Here is a 16,520-nt window from a genome sequence, read left to right on the forward strand (position 1 = left end):
GGTGAGCAACGCCTTCCGGGACACTTCGACTGACGATTCGTCGGGATGGTGCTGATGGTACTCCGGAAGGGCGGTACGGCCGCCGCTGCTGCGGGAGTTGTGCTCGCCGGCTTCGTCGGCCTGGTGACGTTCGGGACGTATGCGGCGAGCGGGACGCCGCAGCAGCAGGGCAATGCCGCCGGACTCTCGCCGGGAACCGTTCCGGCCGCGTACCAGGGGCCGATCGAACAGTGGGGCCGGCTCTGCCCCGACCTCTCCCCCCCGTTGCTCGCCGCGCAGTTGTACCAGGAAAGCGGTTTCGACCCGCGGGCCCGTTCCGGCGTCGGGGCGGAGGGCCTGGCGCAGTTCATGCCGGGCACCTGGGCGTCGTACGGCACCGACGGCAACAACGACGGCCGGCGCGACCCCTGGGACCCGCTGGACGCCATCGCCTCGGCCGCCACCTTCGACTGTGCGCTCGCCCGGGACGTCGCCAAGGTCCCGGGCGACCGCCAGTCCAACATGCTGGCCGCCTACAACGCCGGGCCGGGCGCGGTGGCGAAGTACCAGGGCGTGCCGCCGTACCGGGAGACCCAGGGGTACGTCCGGAACATCCTGGCGACCGCCCGCAGTTTCGCCGCCCCGGCCGATCCGGCAGCCCCGGTGGAGGTCTCGGCCCAGTCGGCGGCCGCGATCTACTTCGCCCAGACCAAGCTCGGCACCCCGTACATGTGGGGCGGCGACGGAAAGCCGTGGCAGAACGGGCGCTTCGACTGCTCCGGGCTCACCAAGGCCGCGTTCGAGAGTGTGGGCATCCTCCTGCCGCGGGTCGCCAACGACCAGTGGTACGCCGGGCCGCACCCGTCGCGCGATCAGCTGCGCCCGGGGGACCTGGTGTTCTGGGCGACCGACCTGACCGATCCGCGCAGCATCCACCACGTGGGCATCTACGTGGGCGGCGGGTACATGATCAACGCACCGCGCACCGGTGCGGTGATCCGCTACGACAAGATCGACACCCGGGAGTACATCGGCGCCACCCGGGTCACCTCGGACGGCGCCCAGGCCCTGCCGGACCGCAACGACAACGGCACGGTGATCGCCCCGAGCCGCCCCGGCGAACCGGCCCCGACACCCGCACCGACCCCGACCCCGAACCCGCCCGCCCCGGCCGCGCAGGCGGCGGTCCAGGCCGCCCCGCCCGGCCGCCCCACCGCCGTCGCCGCGACCGGCACCGGGACGGCAGGTTCAGGTCAACTCCCCGCAAAGAACTGAGCCCGCCCAACCGCCGGGTGTGCGCGCGGTGTGGACGCTGAGTCAAGTTTCGATAACCGGGCGTTCCCGTGGAACGCTGTACACCGGTGATGACGTTGTGTTCGTTGGTCCCCCGTCAACCGCCCCGCGCCGGGCAGCGGCGTGCGGGGCCACGGCGCAACGACCAGGTGCAGCGGACCCAGAAGGAGGTGCGGCGTGTCGACGCCGCTTGCCGACACGACCAACCCCGACCTCGGCCTGCTCTACGCCGTCAACGGCCTGGCCCGACACGCCCCGGCCTCGCTGGACCGGGTGGTCTCCTGGACCGGCGAGTACGGCATCCTGATCGGCCTCGCCCTGCTGGGCCTGGTGGGCTGGCTGCGGGCCCGGCGGCGTCCGGACGCCCCGGTGGCGGTCGCCGGGCTGCTCTGGGCCCCGCTCGCGGTCGGCATCGCCGAGCTGGCCAACCTGCCGATCTCGGCCATCGTGGACCGCCCCCGGCCCTTCGTGGACCACTCCGGCCTGGAGGTGCTGGTCGAGGGCAAGGCCGGCACGCACTCCTTCGTCAGCGACCACTCCACGATGTCGATGGGCATCGCGGTGGCGCTCTTCCTGGTCAACCGGCGGCTCGGCTGGATCGCCGGCGGGCTGGCCCTGCTGCAGGGCTTCTGCCGGATGTACATGGGCGTCCACTACCCGACCGACGTGATCGGCGGCTTCGCGCTCGCCACCGCGGTGGTGCTGCTGCTCGCGCCGATCGCGATGGCCGTGCTGGTACCGCTCTGCCACGCGCTCACCCGTACGCCGCTGGCCCCGCTGATCCGCGCCGGACGGGGCGCCGAGCGGGGCTCCGGACCGGGCGGGGGCCGCTCCCGCCGACGGGGTCGACGGGGTCGGCCCGGCGGCGCCGGGGGCGCGGTCCGCGCCGAGGAACAGCCGCGGGAGTCCGACCTGGCCGCGTGAGGCGGGCGTCCGGCACCGGGGCCTACCCCGGGTCCGCCGCTTCGGTGGCGAGGTGGTCGTCCGCCTCCCGCCGGGTGAGGTCGCGCGAGCGCCGGGCCGGGGAGTACCAGCCGCAGACGCAGGTCGCGTAGCAGAAGGAACCGCGCTCGCTGATCGCGACGCGGTGCTCGGGCATCGGGGTGGTGCCGGGAACGGCCGGCAGCTCACTGTGCACGTGCTTCACCGTAACGCGCCGGGGCACCGGCGCGCGACGCCTGTGACGCGCGGGACCGCGCGTAACTCCCGGCGCCTCAACTCGTTTGCCCGGAAAGAGCTCTGCCCACCCGCTGGTGGTGGCCGGCGGGGCAGTCGGGCCCGAGGGGGTTGTCGCGAGGATGAAGATGACCGACCAGCAGCGCACCGGACGGACGGGTGGCCGCACCGCGCGCCGGACGCGTCCGGCGGCGGGAGCCGCCCTGCTCGCCGCCGTGCTCGCCGGGGCGGCCGCCCTGGCCGGCTGCTCGCCGGACGCCGCGGGCGGCGTGGACGCCGCCTCCGCCGACCAGCAGGCGAGCAGCGCCCCCGAGCAGCTCTCCGCCGACCCGCTGACCGCGGTCCGCGGCGCCGCCGACATCACCGGCCGGTCCGGCTCGGCGCGCGCCGCCACCGAACTGGTGACCGAGTCCGCCGAGAAGAAGGCGGTCTTCACCGGCACCGGCGGCTACGACTACGTGAAGCGGATCGGCCGGCTGGAGGTGCAGGTGCCGCCGGGCGCCGCGACCACCGGCAAGATCGTCGAGGTGCTCCTGCCCGGCACGGTCTACCTGCAGAACAGCGGCGCGAAGGTGCCGGAGGGCAAGTGGGTCAAGCTGGACGTCCGCCAGCTGCCGGACGGCAACCTGGTGAGCGGCGGCGCCACCGATCCGTCCTCCGCCGCCGGCGCCCTGCGCGGCGCGCAGAAGGCCGAGCTCCTCGGCGCCGAGACGCTCGACGGGGTGGCCCTGAAGCACTACCGCGGCACCCTGGACCTCGCCAAGGCGGCCGACGCCACCGGCGGGCGCGGCGGGGACGGCCTGCGGATGGGGGCGCAGACCTTCACCGTGAAGGAGGTCCCCTACGACGTCTGGCTGGACGACCAGGGGCGGCTGCACAAGGTGGTCGAGGTGTTCACCTTCGCCGGGGTGGCCGGCTCCAAGGAGGCGAAGGACCAGGTGAAGGTGGTCTCGACCACCACCCTGAGCGACTTCGGCGCGCCGGTGGAGGCCGCCGAGCCGCCGGCCGCGGACATCTTCGCGATGAAGCCCACCGAGAGCCCGAAGTAGCCCGAAGTAGCCCGGAGCGGTCCGCTGCGGCGGTCGGCCCCGGGGCGCGGTGGGCGCGGGCCCGCGGGGAGGCCGCCGGTCCGGGTGGGCCCGGGCGCCCCCGGGCCCACCCGTTTCGGGGGCGCCGAGATGGCCCGTCCGTGCCATGTGGACGGGCTCCGAAGTGCCTAGGCTGGACGTCGGGTGGCTGCCGCCCGGGCTGGTGAGGCGCTGAAGGGGTGGTGCAGGTGATGGCGTCCACGGGCGGCCGCAGCGGCGGGCACGACGACGCGGCCCTCGACGAGATCGAGCTGGCCGGCGAGCTGATGATCGCCGCCACGGCCAGCAGCGGCGACCGGCTGCCGACCGAACGGATCGACGAGGTCCTGCTCGACCGGGCCGAGGGCGCTCCGGCCGCCGGTCCCGCCCGGGACCCGCAGGCCCCGGAGCACCCGCAGGTCCGGGAGCACCCGCAGGTCCGGGAGCACCGGCAGGACCAGGAGGACTAGCGCCCGGACGGGCGGGCCGGTGGCGGGGTCAGCTGCGCAGCAGCCGGCTGATCGCCGCGGTGGCCTCGGCGACCTTGGCATCCAGCTCGGTACCGCCCTCCTCGGCGGCGAGCGCGACGCAGTGCCGCAGGTGCTCCTCCAGCAGCGAGAGCGCGAAGGACTGCAGGGCCTTGGTGCCGGCCGAGACCTGGGTGAGCACGTCGATGCAGTAGACGTCCTCGTCGACCATCCGCTGGAGTCCGCGGATCTGGCCCTCGATCCGGCGCAGCCGCTTGAGGTGCGCGTCCTTCTGGGCGCTGTACCCGTGCGGGCCGTGGCCGGCGTGGGCGGTCCCCGCGACCGGCGCCTTCCCGGGTGCAACGTGCTCGCCGTGCGGTTCCGCCCCGGGCGCCTGCTCCGGCTCGGTGCGCGCTTGCGTGGTGGTCATCGGCCCGCCTTCGTCTGTGTGCCTGCTGGCTGCGTCGGCTTCCAGTGTCCAACACCCGGGCCCGTCGTGGTGTTCCTCCGGCAGGGCCGAGCGGCCGCGGCCGCGTCCGGAGCGGTTCCCCCGTCCGGGGAACACCCCGCTCTTCCCGGCGCACGGCAGGGGCGATCCGGGCGAGGTTCCGTCAGACTGGGGGCTCATGCCCGCACCTGTGGTGCGGATCGGATCCACTGCTGCGGCAGCCGAACGGAAGGGGAGGTTCCGACTCCTCTTCGAGCACCCCGTTTGCGCCGTGGTGCTCGGTTGGACCTAGCATCGTTCAGTCCCCTACCCCGCACATCGGAGATTTCCGTGCGTTTTAGCCTGACCCCGAAGGAGACGAGCTTCTACGACATGTTCGCCGCAGCCGCGGAGAACCTGGTCGTCGGCTCGAAGCTCCTGCTGGAACTGCTGGGATCAGACGTGTCGGCCCGCGCGGAGATCGTCGAGCGCATGCGCGCCGCCGAGCACGCCGGAGACGACACCACCCATGCGATCTTCCACCAGCTGAACTCGTCCTTCATCACGCCCTTCGACCGCGAGGACATCTACACCCTCGCCTCGTCGCTGGACGACATCATGGACTTCATGGAGGAGGCCGTCGACCTGGTCGTCCTCTATGACATCCAGACCCTGCCGAAGGGCATCGAGCAGCAGATCGAGGTCCTGGCCCGCGCCGCCGAGCTGACCGCCGAGGCGATGCCGAACCTGCGGAGCATGTCCAACCTCACCGAGTACTGGATCGAGGTCAACCGGCTGGAGAACCAGGCCGACCAGATCCACCGCAAGCTGCTCGCCCACCTCTTCTCCGGCCAGTACGAGGCCATCGAGGTGCTCAAGCTGAAGCAGGTCGTGGACGTCCTCGAACAGGCCGCGGACGCCTTCGAGCACGTCGCCAACACGGTGGAGACCATCGCGGTCAAGGAGTCCTGACCCCCGTGGACATGGCAGCACTCATCGCCGTCGTCGGCGTTGCCTTCTTCTTCACCTACACCAACGGCTTCCACGACTCGGCCAACGCGATCGCCACCTCGGTCTCCACCCGGGCGCTGACGCCCCGGGCGGCGCTGGCGATGGCCGCGGTGATGAACCTGGCGGGCGCCTTCCTGGGCAGCGGGGTGGCGCACACCGTCTCGCAGGGCATCATCGAGACCCCGACCGGCGACCAGGGCATGGTGATCCTGTTCGCCGCGCTGGTCGGCGCCATCGCCTGGAACCTGGTCACCTGGTACTTCGGCCTGCCGTCCTCCTCCTCGCACGCGCTGTTCGGCGGCATGGTGGGAGCGGCGCTGGCCGGCGGCACCGAAGTGATCTGGAGCGGTGTCATCGACAAGATCATCATCCCGATGATCGTCTCTCCGGTGGTCGGCCTGGTCGGCGGCTTCCTGGTGATGCTGGCGATCCTCTGGCTCTTCCGGCGGGCCAACCCGCACCGGGCCAAGCGCAACTTCCGGGTCGCCCAGACCGCCTCGGCCGCCGCGATGGCACTCGCCCACGGTCTGCAGGACGCGCAGAAGACCATGGGCATCGTGGTGATGGCCCTGGTCATCTCGGGCCACCAGGGCCAGGACGACCCGATCCCGGTCTGGGTGAAGATCTCCTGCGCGACCATGCTGTCGCTGGGCACCTACGCGGGCGGCTGGCGGATCATGCGGACCCTCGGCCGGAAGATCATCGAGCTGGACCCGCCGCAGGGCTTCGCCGCCGAGGCCACCGCGTCGACGGTCATGTACATCACGTCGTTCGTCTTCAAGGCGCCGATCTCCACCACCCACGTGATCACCTCGGCGATCATGGGTGCCGGGGCCACCAAGCGGATCCGCGCGGTGCGCTGGGGCGTCGCCAAGAACATCGTGCTCGGCTGGTTCATCACGATGCCGGCGGCCGCCGTCGTCGCGGCGCTGGTGTACTGGTTCGTCCACCTGTTCTGGGGCTGACGCCCGAACCCTCCGGACGCGGCAGGGCCCGCCCCCCACATCTCGGGGGGCGGGCCCTCGTGCTCCGCGGCGGCACCGCCATGCAGCACCGCGAAGCAGCTTGTGGAGCAGCGGACCGATCAGCCGAAGCGGCCCGAGATGTAGTCCTCGGTCGCCTGCACGGACGGGTTGGAGAAGATCCGCTGGGTGTCGTCCAGCTCGATCAGCTTGCCCGGCTGGCCGACGCCGGCCAGGTTGAAGAAGGCGGTGCGGTCGCTGACGCGGGCCGCCTGCTGCATGTTGTGCGTCACGATGACGATGGTGAACTGGGACTTCAGCTCGCCGATCAGGTCCTCGATGGCGAGGGTGGAGATCGGGTCGAGGGCGGAGCAGGGCTCGTCCATCAGCAGGACCTGCGGCTCGACCGCGATGGCGCGGGCGATGCAGAGGCGCTGCTGCTGACCGCCGGAGAGGCCGGCGCCCGGCTTGTTCAGCCGGTCCTTGACCTCGTTCCACAGGTTGGCGCCCTTGAGCGACTTCTCCACCACGTCGTCCAGCACGGACTTCTTGCGCACGCCGGCGAGCTTCAGCCCGGCGACCACGTTGTCGTAGATCGACATGGTCGGGAACGGGTTCGGGCGCTGGAAGACCATGCCGACCGAGCGGCGGACGGCGACCGGGTCGACGGCGGAGGCGTACAGGTTCTCGTCGTCCAGGAGCACCTTGCCCTCGACGCGGGCGCCGGGGATCACCTCGTGCATCCGGTTGAGGGTCCGCAGGAAGGTCGACTTGCCGCAGCCGGAGGGGCCGATGAAGGCCGTCACCGAGCGGGGTTCGATCGCCATCGAGATGTCCTCGATGGCCTTGGTGGAGCCGTAGTAGGCGGACAGTCCGCTGACGTCGATGCGCTTGGCCATGATCGTTCGTCTTCTCTCAGTCTTCGTCGTACGTCAGTCGGTCGCTCAGTGTCCGGCCTTGGGCGAGCGCCAGCGGGCGATGCCTCGGGCGATGAGGTTGAGCCCCATCACGAAGGCGATCAGCACGAGCGCGGCACCCCAGGCGCGGGCATAGCCGTAGTCGTTGTTCACCACGGCGTACTGCTGCCAGATGTACATCGGCAGCGACTGCTGCGGTCCGTCGAACGGGTTGTTGTTGATGTAGGCGGCACCGAAGACCAGCATCATCACCGGGGCGGTCTCACCCGTGATGCGGGCGACCGCGAGCATCACACCGGTGGTGATGCCGCCGATGGCGGTGGGGAGGACGATCCTCAGGATGGTCTTCCACTTCGGCACGCCGAGCGCGTACGACGCCTCGCGCAGCTCGTTCGGGACGAGCTTGAGCATCTCCTCGGTGGAGCGGACCACGACCGGCATCATCAGGATCGCCAGCGCGAGGCTGCCCGAGAAGCCGGAGTAGTTGAAGCCGAGGGCGATGTTCCACAAGGACAGGATGAACAGACCGGCGACGATCGACGGGACACCCGTCATGACGTCGACGAAGAAGGTGACCGCCTTGGCGAGCGTGCCGCGGCCGTACTCGACCAGGTAGACGGCGGTCAGCAGACCGATCGGGGCGGCCATCAGGGTGGCCAGCAGGACCTGCTCCAGGGTGCCGATCAGCGCGTGGTAGATACCGCCGCCGGGACCGGCCGAGCGCACGCCCATCATGGAGTGCGTCAGGAAGTTGCCGTCCACGACGCCGATGCCCTTCTGGACCGTGTAGACGGTCAGCGCGAGCAGCGGGATGACGGCCAGGATGAAGGCGACCCAGACCGCCGAGGTGGCGAACCGGTCCTTGGCCTGCCGGCGGCCCTCGACCTGGGCGGCGAGCACGTAGCTGATGAGCAGGAACAGGGCCGCGGAGATCAGGCCCCACTGGAGCTTGCTCTCCAGGTCGGCCACCAGGCCGATGCCGCAGCCGAGGGCGATCGAGCCGACGGCCACGCCGGCCGGGGCCCACTTGGGCAGCCGGTTGGCGGTCAGCGGGCGGCCCACCGGACGGGCGTCCGCCGGAACCGAGGTCGTAGCGGCACTCATGCGTTGGCCCCCGAGTACTCCTTGCGGCGGGCGACGATCAGCCGCGCGGCACCGTTCACCAGCAGGGTGATCACGAACAGGACGAGGCCGGAGGCCATCAGCGCGTCCCGGCCGAAGGGCTGGGCCTCGTTGAACTTCAGGGCGATGTTCTGCGCGAAGGTGCCGCCGCCCGGGTCGAGCAGGTGCAGCGAGAGCACGTTGCTGGAGGAGAGCACGACGGCGACCGCGATGGTCTCGCCGAGCGCGCGGCCGAGGCCGAGCATCGAGGCCGAGATGATGCCGGGGCGGCCGAACGGCAGCACCGAGGTGCGGATCATCTCCCAGCGGGTCGCGCCGAGCGCGAGCGCCGCCTCCTCGTGCATCCGCGGCACCTGCCGGAAGACCTCGCGGCTGACCGCGGTGATGATCGGCAGGACCATGATCGCCAGCAGGATGCCGACCGTGAACAGGTTGCGCGGGGTGGTGCCGGCCCGGGACTGGTCGAAGATGTACGTCCAGCCGAGGTACTCGTCCAGCCAGCTGTTCAGGCCGCTGAGGTGCGGCACCAGGAACAGCGCCCCCCACAGGCCGTAGATGATGCTGGGCACGGCCGCCAGCAGGTCCACCAGGTAGGCGAACGGCTGGGCGATCCGGCGCGGCGCGTAGTGCGAGATGAACAGCGCGATCCCGATGGCCACCGGGACGGCGATCACCATCGCGATCAGCGCGCTGACGATGGTGCCGAACGCCAGGACCGCGATGCCGAAGACCGGCTTCGGGGCGTCCGGCGTCCACTCGAAGGTGGTGAGGAAGTTGCCCTCGTTCTTGCTCAGGGCGATGCCCGAGCGCCAGGTCAGGAAGCCCGCGATGGCGGCCATGACCACCAGCAGCAGGATGCCCGACCCGCGGGACAGGTTCATGAAGATCTTGTCGCCGACCCGGCTGTCGCGCTGGCGGCGTTCCCTGCCTCGCGGGCCGGCAGGGGTGGATGAAGTCATTGGTCTTCTCCGGTCTGGTGGTGCGGCCCCGAGGGGGCGGCACCCTGGCGGCGGTGCCCCGGACGTGTTGCGTTTCGTCGGTACTTCCCGCGGGGGCGGCCCCGGCCCCCCTCGTTCACGGGGCCGCCCCAGCGGAGGTCCTACTGGGTCAGGCGAGGGAGGCGATGACGCCGTTCACCTTGTCGGTCAGCGACTTCGGCAGCGGGACGTAGCCCGCGTCGCCGATCGCCTTCTGGCCCGCGTCGCTGGCGCTGTAGGCCAGGAAGGCCTTCAGGGTGTCGAGGGTGTCGGCCTTGTTGCCCTTGTCGCAGGCGATCTCGTAGGTCACCAGGACCAGCGGGTAGGAGCCCTCGTCCTTGGTCGCGTAGTCGAGGGTCAGCGCCAGGTCACTGCCGGTGCCGGCCATCTGCGCCTTGGCGAAGGTGTTGGCGGCGTTGGCGGCGGTGGCCTCGACCGGCTTGGCGGCACCGGTGTTGATGGCGGCGCTCTTCAGGTTGTTGGTCTGCGCGAAGGAGAGCTCGGCGTAGCTGATCGAGTTCTTGACCTGCTTCACCTGGGCCGCGACGCCGGCCGAGCCGTTGGCGCCCTGGCCGAGCTTGCCCGCCCAGGCCTTGCTGGCCGGGTACGACCAGGCGCCGCCCGAGGTCTTGGCGAAGTACTTGGTCAGGTTCTCGGTGGTGCCCGAGTCGTCGGTGCGGTGGAAGGCCTGGATGTCGGCGTCCGGCAGCTTGGCGCTCGGGTTCAGCGCGACGATGGCCGGGTCGTTCCACTTGGTGATCTGCGAGTCGAAGATCTTCGCGATGGTCGGGCCGTCCAGGACCAGGTTGTCCACGCCGTCCACGTTGTAGACGATCGAGATCAGGCCCGCGACGATCGGCAGGTTGATGCCCTGGCCGCCGGTGCAGACGGCCTTGCTGGCCTCGACCTCGGCCGGCTTCAGCGCCGAGTCCGAGCCGGCGAACTGGATCTTGCCCTGGGTGAACTGCTGGACACCGGCGCCGGAGCCGCCGCCACCGTAGTTGACGGTGGCGCCCTTGCAGGCCGCCTCGAAGTTGTTCTTCAGGATGTCGATCGCGTTGCCCTGGGCGGTGGAGCCGGCGGCGACCAGAGCGTTGGGCTTCGAGCCACAGTTGATCGCGGCGGGGGCGGCGGCGGAGCCGCTGCCCGACGGAGCGGCGGCGTTGTTGTTGTTATCGTCCGAGCCGCAGGCGGCGAGCGACAGCGAGCTGACGAGCGCCATGGCACCGATCGCGAGGGCCTTGGAGCGGCCGTTCCGCTGGAGCTTCACAGGGTGTCCCTTTCTGTGGCATTGCCCGGCGCGCGGGCCCTGCCGAGCAGGGCGGTGCGCGGGTTTTGCTGAGGTCCGGGGCCCGTTCGGCCCGCCGGTGAAACTGAAGTTAGGCCGGGCAGGTGACACATCAGCCGGTCGCAAGTGAACGGCGAGTGAACCTCGAACGGATGACAGGAAACTACGTCAGGTAGTAACGGTTGCGTCACGGCGAGGGCGCAGGGAGATCACTTCCACTGTTCCTTCACGCCTCCCGGTCCCGCAACCGCACTGGCCTGGCCTCCAGCAGCTCCAGCAGGGCGTCGACCAGCCCCCGGTCCTGCTCCCGGGTCAACCGCGCCCGCGCCTTCCCCGCCGGCAGCCACTCCAGCCGGTCCACCTCCCGGTTGGGCCGGAACTCCCCCGCCGTCGGCACCGCCGCCCAGTACCGGACCTCCTTCGGACGGCCCTGCGCCATGTAGTGCTGGGTCGGCAGCTCCTCCCCCAGCACGCAGCAGAACCCCGTCTCCTCCCGCACCTCGCGCAGGGCCGCCTCCACCACGCCCTCGCCCGGGTGCAGCTTCCCCTTCGGCAGGCTCCAGTCGTCGTACTTCGGCCGGTGGATCACCGCGATCCGCGGCCGGCCCAGCCGTCCGCTCTTCTTCGGGCGGCCCGGCAGCCAGAGCACCGCCCCCGCCGCCAGCACCACCCTCCCGTCGGAAACCGCCCGACCGGACGCCGCCTGCCTGGCCGCCGCCTGCCCGGACGACAGCCGGTCGGCCGCTCTCGCACCGGCCCGCCGGCCGTCCTCCGGCCCCCGCCGCGCGCCCACCTCAGGCCGTCCGCGATTCCGCCGCCGCCCCCCAGCTCTCGGCCGGCGGCAGCTCCAGCCACGCCTCCGAGCCCGGCGGCAGCTCCGGCCACCGCCGCCCGAAGGCGTACCGCGCCGCCTCCACCTCCAGCCGCTGGTCCGCGTGCACCACACCCAGCACATAGGCCGTCGCCGGGGTGATCCGCGGCGTGCGCGCCGCCGTCGCGGCCGTCACCGCCGCCTCCGAGGCCTCCTGGTGCCGCAGCAGCACCCGGTCCAGCTCGTCCAGCACCGCCGACGGCCGCCCGCACACCTCCAGCGCGTACCGGGCCCGCTTCACCAGCACCCGGGTCCGGTGCCACGGCGCGTCGTCCGCCGCCAGCGCCGCGTCCGCGTCCAGCGCGCCCCGCGCCCCCGGCACCGACCCCAGCCGGCGCAGCCCGTCCCCGCCGTACGGCGTCGCCGTCCGCTGCAACGGCAGCTGCTGGGCGCTCGCCGCCAGCGCCCCGAACGCGGCCGCCGCCTGCGGCACCAGCACCGCGCCCGCCCGGTCGTGCGCCGACTCCAGCAGCGGCGCCTCCGCCACCAGCAGGGTCATCCGGTCCGCCAGGGCGTGCAGCCGCGCCGAGCGCAGCTCCTGCAGCACCATGGAGTGCGCCCTGGTCCGGGCCAGGGTCAGCTGCCGGTCCAGCAGCGCCCGCGCCTTCGGCGCCCCCGCGTGGCCGGCCAGCATGCCCGGCCCCTCCGCCTCGCTCCCGCTCAGCCCGTCCAGCGCGCCCAGCAGCCGGGCCGACCGCCGCACGTACCCAGGCTCCAGCGCCAGCAGGTTCAGCAGCCAGGCCAGTTCGGTCCGCGACTCCTGCGCCCAGACCGGCTCGAAGGAGGCGGAGAAGGTGTTCAGCAACCCGTTGATCCGCCGCACCGCCCGCAGCAGGTCCGACGTCCCCTCCGACGGGACCACGGACGCACCCGGTCTGGCACCGACCTCGCCCACCGCCAGCGGCAGGGCGCGCAGGAACGCGCCCGCGAGGGCGGTGAGATGGCTGGAGAGGATGTCCCCGGCGGTCGCGGTGGAGGCCGCCCGGGCCGTCATCGGCGCATCGGTCATGGCTAGGTAGATCCCCGTTCCCCCGGGGCCGTCCCCGGGGCTGGTGGCCGACCGCTCAGCGGGTCCCTACCGCTCAGCGGCTCGCGTCGGTGGGTCGCGCGGTCGCGTCGAGTCTCGTGCCGTCGTGTCCCCCGGCGGCGGGGCCCGCACCGGTCGGTCCGGTGCGGGCCCGCCGCGCGGTGTCGCGGCTCACGTCGTCACGTCTGGCGTCAGCGGGGTCGTGGCGGCGACCGGAGGTCATCGGGCGGTGACGGCCCGACGACGCTGACGCGAGTCGATGAGCAGGTCCTGGACGTGTCGCAGCGGCTTGCCGTCGCCGTCCTGGGCGTGCCGGGACCAGGCCCCGTCCGCACCGAGGTGCCAGGACTCCGTCTCGTCCGACATCCCGAGGTCGAGCAGTCCGGACAGCTCGGCCCGGTGCGCCGGGTCGGTGATCCGCAGCAGCGCCTCGATCCGGCGGTCCAGGTTGCGGTGCATCATGTCGGCACTGCCGATCCACACCTCCGGATCGCCGTTGTTGCCGAACACGAAGATCCGGGAGTGCTCCAGGAAGCGCCCCAGGATGCTGCGCACCCGGACGTTCTCGCTCAGCCCCGGCACGCCCGGCCGGATCGCGCAGATGCCGCGCACCCACACGTCCACCGGCACGCCGGCCTGCGAGGCCCGGTACAGCGCGTCGATCACGGCCTCGTCGACGATCGAGTTGACCTTGAACCTCACGTGCGCCGGACGCCCCGCCCGGTGGTTGGCGATCTCGTTGTGGATCCGCGCCACCAGGCCGTCCCGCAGCCCGCGCGGGGCGGTCAGCAGCCGGCGGTACGACTCGCGGCGCGAGTATCCGGAGAGCCGGTTGAAGAGGTCCGAGAGGTCCGCGCCGACCTGCGGGTCCGAGGTCAGCAGACCGAGGTCCTCGTACAGCCGGGCCGTCTTCGGGTGGTAGTTGCCGGTGCCGACGTGCGAGTACCGGCGCAGGGTGTCGCCCTCCTGCCGGACCACCAGCGACAGCTTGCAGTGCGTCTTCAGCCCGACCAGGCCGTAGACCACGTGGCAGCCGGCCTCCTCCAGCTTGCGGGCCCACTTGATGTTGGCCTGCTCGTCGAAGCGCGCCTTGATCTCGACCAGCACCAGCACCTGCTTGCCGGACTCCGCCGCGTCGATCAGCGCGTCGACGATCGGCGAGTCACCCGAGGTCCGGTACAGCGTCTGCTTGATCGCCAGCACGTCCGGGTCGGCCGCGGCCTGCTCCAGGAACGCCTGCACCGAGGTGGAGAAGCTGTCGTAGGGGTGGTGCAGCAGCACGTCCCGCTCGCGCATCGCGGCGAAGATGTCCGGCTGCGAGGCCGACTCGACGTCGGTCAGGCCGCGCGCCGTGCCCGCCACGAACTTCGGGTACCTCAGCTCCGGCCGGTCCAGCTCGGCGATGCCGAACAGGCCGGTCAGGTCCAGCGGCCCGGGCAGCGGGAAGACCTCCGCCTCGGTGATGTTCAGCTCCCGGACCAGCAGGTCCAGGATGTAGGGGTCGATCGACTCCTCGACCTCCAGCCGCACCGGCGGGCCGAAGCGCCGCCGCATCAGCTCCTTCTCCAGGGCCTTGAGGATGTTCTCGGTGTCGTCCTCCTCCACCTCCAGGTCCTCGTTGCGGGTGACCCGGAAGGCGTGGTGGGCGAGCACCTCCATGCCCGGGAAGAGCTCCTCCAGATGCGCCCCCATGACGTCCTCCAGCGGCACGAACCGCTGCGGGGAGGCCTCCAGGAAGCGCGCGAGCGACTGCGGCACCTTCACCCGGGCGAAGTGCTTGTGCCCGGAGACCGGGTTGCGCACGACGACCGCCAGGTTGAGGGAGAGCCCCGATATGTAGGGGAAGGGGTGCGCCGGGTCCACCGCCAGCGGGGTGAGGACCGGGAAGATCTTCTGCCGGAACAGGGTGTGCAGCCGCGCCTGCTCCTTCTCCGCCAGCTCGGACCAGCGGACCACCTCGATCCCCTCGGCGGCGAGGTCCGGCAGCACCTCCTGCTGGAACGCGGCGGCGTGGCGGGCCATCAGCTCGCGCGAGCGGGTCCAGATGAGGTCCAGCACCTCGCGCGGCTGGAGCCCGGACGCGCTGCGCTGGGCGACCCCGGTGGCGATCCGGCGCTTCAGGCCGGCCACCCGGACCATGAAGAACTCGTCGAGGTTGCTGGCGAAGATCGCCAGGAACTTGGCGCGCTCCAGCAACGGGATGCCCGGATCCTCGGCCAGCTCCAGCACGCGTTCGTTGAACGCGAGCCAGCTGCGCTCACGGTCCAGGAAGCGGCCCTGCGGCAGTTCCTCGAGGTCCTGCTCGTCGGTGACCGTCAGTTCCGGCGGTATCCCGAGCGCACTGGACATCCGCGCGGGCGGGGACAGCGGGGCAGGGACGGGGCGGGGGATGCTCATGGGCTCCAGCTCCTCCAGCAGGACGGCGTCCGGACACGAAATACTCTTCGGGCCGTCGCCCTCGCCCATCACCGACGCCCACTCACCCGGCGCGGTCGTCACAGAACCGGTCGGCACGTGCCGACCGATGCTGCACGAGCGAGACACTACGGACTTCATCCTGTGATCTTCACGGCATTAATTGAATCCACGGTAAACACCGCATGGCCAGGAGGAAAGCTGAGGCGGTCAGGGCTGCGGCGACGGGCGCACGCCCGTTGCCGCAGCCCCGTTTTCTCCGCTAGGCGCCGCCGGGGCGCCCCGATCGTTCGGTCACTCTCGGTTACCGGTGGCCGGTCACCGGAAATTCGGGCGGGCGACCCCGGCTCGATACATCAGATCGACTTCGTGGACGGTGAATCCGAGCCTTTCGTACACCCGAACGGCCGCCGGATTGTCCGCGTCGACGTACAGCAGAACGGTTTCCAGACCGCGCTCACCGGACTCGGCGTCACTGCCTGTCAGGTGCCGCAGACCGGCCGCGGTCAGCGCCCGGCCGAGGCCGCTGCCCTGCTCCGCCGGATCGACGCCCACCACGTACACCTCGCCGAGCGCGGGCTCGGTCGCGTTCGCCGGGTGCACCTTCGTCCAGTGGAAGCCGACCGGCTTGCCGTCCCGGGTGGCGAGGAAGAAGCCGGCCGGGTCGAACCACGGCTCGGCCAGCCGGTCCGCGAGGTCGCGCTCGGTCCAGGAGCCCTGCTCCGGGTGGTGCGCGAAGGCGAGGGCGTTCAGGCGGAGCCACTCGCTGTCGTCCTCGCCGGGCCGGAAGGTCCGCAGCTCGATGCCGTCCGGGAGCGGGACGGCCTCGGTCTGCGGCCCGGTGCGGCGCATCTGCCGCAGCTCGCGGACCAGCTCGGCACCGTACGCCCCGGCGAGGTGCCGGGCCGCCGGGTGTCCGCCGTGCACCCAGAAGTCGACGTGCTCCCGGCCCGCGCGCCCCGCCTCGGCGAGCACCGCGTCCACCAGCGGCCGCCCGTGGCCCCGCCCGCGGGCGGCCGGGGCCACCACGAGCTCGGCGGCCGGGTTGGCACTGCCGTTCTCGGGGACCTCCAGCTGTCCGTAGCCGACGGCCCCGGTGGCCTCCGGGGCCTGGTTCTGCTCCTGGCTCGGGTTCTGGTTCCGGTCCTGTCCGACGGTCTCCAGGAAATGGGTCACACCGGGCCGCGCCGTCTCCGAGGAGCGCAGGCGCAGGCGGCCCTGCTCGGACACCGCCTCCCGGCCGTCCGCGCCCTGGGCCTCCGCCAGGATCCGCAGGGCCGCGTCCCGCTGAGCCGGCCGCAGTACGTCGGAGGCGAGGACCGTGGCCGCGTCGCCCGTTGTTGCCGTTCCATCGTCCATGACCCGACGATACGTCAACGGGAAACGCAAAGAACCCCCGCCGGTATCCCCGGCGGGGGTTCTCCACAATGATTGTTCGGCGGCGTCCTACTCTCCCACAGGGTCCCCCCTGCAGTACCATCGGCGCTGTGAGGCTTAGCTTCCGGGTTCGGAATGTAACCG

At 71.7% G+C, this 16,520-nt stretch carries 15 protein-coding genes, 1 rRNA gene and 1 pseudogene; 6 read left to right on the forward strand and 11 right to left on the reverse strand.

Going from position 1 to position 16,520, the window contains the following annotated elements; translation table 11 throughout:
• Nucleotides 1–54: 54 nt before the first annotated feature.
• A pseudogene (locus ACFVFS_RS24505) lies at nt 55–1,062 on the forward strand (NlpC/P60 family protein); the annotation flags it as partial.
• A 387-nt stretch (nt 1,063–1,449) separates the two neighbouring features.
• Complete coding sequence (locus ACFVFS_RS24510) at nt 1,450–2,196, forward strand: phosphatase PAP2 family protein (RefSeq protein ID WP_380626825.1); 747 nt, start codon at nt 1,450–1,452, stop codon at nt 2,194–2,196.
• Between the two features lie 22 nt (nt 2,197–2,218).
• On the opposite strand, the gene ACFVFS_RS24515 is transcribed toward ACFVFS_RS24510, so the two are convergent.
• Nucleotides 2,219–2,410 carry a hypothetical protein gene (locus tag ACFVFS_RS24515; protein WP_380626826.1) on the reverse strand — a complete coding sequence of 64 codons (192 nt, stop codon included), beginning with the start codon at nt 2,408–2,410 and terminating at the stop codon, nt 2,219–2,221.
• A gap of 166 nt (nt 2,411–2,576) precedes the next feature.
• Between ACFVFS_RS24515 and ACFVFS_RS24520 the strand changes: the two genes are divergently transcribed.
• Complete coding sequence (locus ACFVFS_RS24520) at nt 2,577–3,497, forward strand: hypothetical protein (RefSeq protein WP_380626827.1); 921 nt, start codon at nt 2,577–2,579, stop codon at nt 3,495–3,497.
• Between the two features lie 227 nt (nt 3,498–3,724).
• Nucleotides 3,725–3,985 (forward strand): hypothetical protein, encoded by a 261-nt coding sequence (locus tag ACFVFS_RS24525; protein WP_380626828.1) that lies wholly within the window; start codon nt 3,725–3,727, stop codon nt 3,983–3,985.
• Between the two features lie 28 nt (nt 3,986–4,013).
• On the opposite strand, the gene ACFVFS_RS24530 is transcribed toward ACFVFS_RS24525, so the two are convergent.
• Nucleotides 4,014–4,412 carry a metal-sensitive transcriptional regulator gene (locus tag ACFVFS_RS24530; protein ID WP_380626829.1) on the reverse strand — a complete coding sequence of 133 codons (399 nt, stop codon included), beginning with the start codon at nt 4,410–4,412 and terminating at the stop codon, nt 4,014–4,016.
• Nucleotides 4,413–4,760: 348 nt separating this feature from the next.
• Here ACFVFS_RS24530 and ACFVFS_RS24535 point away from each other — a divergent pair, with 348 nt between their 5' ends.
• Together ACFVFS_RS24535 and ACFVFS_RS24540 are read left to right on the forward strand one after the other, a co-directional pair.
• Nucleotides 4,761–5,381, forward strand: a complete 621-nt coding sequence (locus ACFVFS_RS24535; RefSeq protein ID WP_350553137.1) for a DUF47 family protein — start codon at nt 4,761–4,763, stop codon at nt 5,379–5,381.
• A gap of 5 nt (nt 5,382–5,386) precedes the next feature.
• A complete protein-coding gene (locus ACFVFS_RS24540) occupies nt 5,387–6,385 on the forward strand; it encodes an anion permease (protein ID WP_380626830.1) in 999 nt (332 codons plus the stop codon).
• A 119-nt stretch (nt 6,386–6,504) separates the two neighbouring features.
• On the opposite strand, the gene pstB is transcribed toward ACFVFS_RS24540, so the two are convergent.
• The 9 genes from pstB to rrf all read right to left on the reverse strand — a co-directional run.
• The gene (gene pstB / locus ACFVFS_RS24545; protein WP_380626831.1) at nt 6,505–7,281 is read right to left on the reverse strand and encodes a phosphate ABC transporter ATP-binding protein PstB; all 777 of its coding nucleotides are present in this window, start codon (nt 7,279–7,281) and stop codon (nt 6,505–6,507) included.
• Nucleotides 7,282–7,326: 45 nt separating this feature from the next.
• Nucleotides 7,327–8,403, reverse strand: a complete 1,077-nt coding sequence (pstA, locus tag ACFVFS_RS24550; protein ID WP_380626832.1) for a phosphate ABC transporter permease PstA — start codon at nt 8,401–8,403, stop codon at nt 7,327–7,329.
• Nucleotides 8,400–9,380 (reverse strand): phosphate ABC transporter permease subunit PstC, encoded by a 981-nt coding sequence (pstC, locus tag ACFVFS_RS24555; RefSeq protein ID WP_380626833.1) that lies wholly within the window; start codon nt 9,378–9,380, stop codon nt 8,400–8,402. Before pstC ends, pstA begins: the two co-directional genes overlap by 4 nt.
• A gap of 148 nt (nt 9,381–9,528) precedes the next feature.
• Nucleotides 9,529–10,668, reverse strand: a complete 1,140-nt coding sequence (pstS, locus tag ACFVFS_RS24560; RefSeq protein ID WP_380626834.1) for a phosphate ABC transporter substrate-binding protein PstS — start codon at nt 10,666–10,668, stop codon at nt 9,529–9,531.
• A gap of 244 nt (nt 10,669–10,912) precedes the next feature.
• On the reverse strand, nt 10,913–11,356 hold the full coding sequence (locus tag ACFVFS_RS24565; protein WP_380626835.1) for an NUDIX hydrolase: 444 nt from the start codon (nt 11,354–11,356) through the stop codon (nt 10,913–10,915).
• A gap of 124 nt (nt 11,357–11,480) precedes the next feature.
• Nucleotides 11,481–12,566, reverse strand: a complete 1,086-nt coding sequence (locus ACFVFS_RS24570) for a CHAD domain-containing protein (RefSeq protein ID WP_380626836.1) — start codon at nt 12,564–12,566, stop codon at nt 11,481–11,483.
• Between the two features lie 237 nt (nt 12,567–12,803).
• A complete protein-coding gene (locus tag ACFVFS_RS24575) occupies nt 12,804–14,981 on the reverse strand; it encodes an RNA degradosome polyphosphate kinase (protein ID WP_380626841.1) in 2,178 nt (725 codons plus the stop codon).
• A 336-nt stretch (nt 14,982–15,317) separates the two neighbouring features.
• Nucleotides 15,318–16,358, reverse strand: a complete 1,041-nt coding sequence (mshD, locus tag ACFVFS_RS24580; RefSeq protein WP_380626837.1) for a mycothiol synthase — start codon at nt 16,356–16,358, stop codon at nt 15,318–15,320.
• A gap of 74 nt (nt 16,359–16,432) precedes the next feature.
• Nucleotides 16,433–16,520: ribosomal RNA gene (gene rrf, locus ACFVFS_RS24585) — 5S ribosomal RNA — on the reverse strand; the annotation flags it as partial.

The sequence above is a fragment of the Kitasatospora sp. NPDC057692 genome (assembly GCF_042799475.1).
Lineage (GTDB): Bacteria > Actinomycetota > Actinomycetes > Streptomycetales > Streptomycetaceae > Kitasatospora.